Genomic DNA, 346 nt, shown 5'->3' with positions numbered 1-346 from the left:
GATAGGCGGCAACATCGGCCATGACTGGGCCGCGTGGAAGATGAGGCGTATTCATTGTTTTGTCCTGAATAATGTATCTATTGGATAATTGTTATGTTTAGACGGCCTGAGAATGTAGGAGTATCTCAGGCCGTCTGAATATTAGTTTTGAATTAGGCAGTTGCTTTTTTCTTGTCTTTTAAGATCAGAATCAACACAACCATTACGATGCCGGTTACCACAAAACCTAAAGGTGCAGAGCCGGTCATGCCCAGTGCGAGGTAGCCTGTGGCGGCAGACGCGGCTACGGTCAGCGCGTAAGGGAATTGCGAGGTAACGTGGTCGATGTGGTTACAGTGTGCGCCGG

1 pseudogene is annotated in these 346 nt (G+C 48.8%); it reads right to left on the bottom strand.

Features of this window, described 5'->3' with window-relative positions:
* Positions 1-152 precede the first annotated feature (152 nt).
* Positions 153-346: pseudogene (locus ACTHSP_RS23075) on the bottom strand (Na+/H+ antiporter); the annotation flags it as partial.

This window comes from Neisseria sp. P0001.S005 (assembly GCF_051963715.1).
The sequence above is the reverse complement of the archived record's forward strand: the minus strand, read 5'-3'. Positions and strand labels throughout refer to the sequence as shown.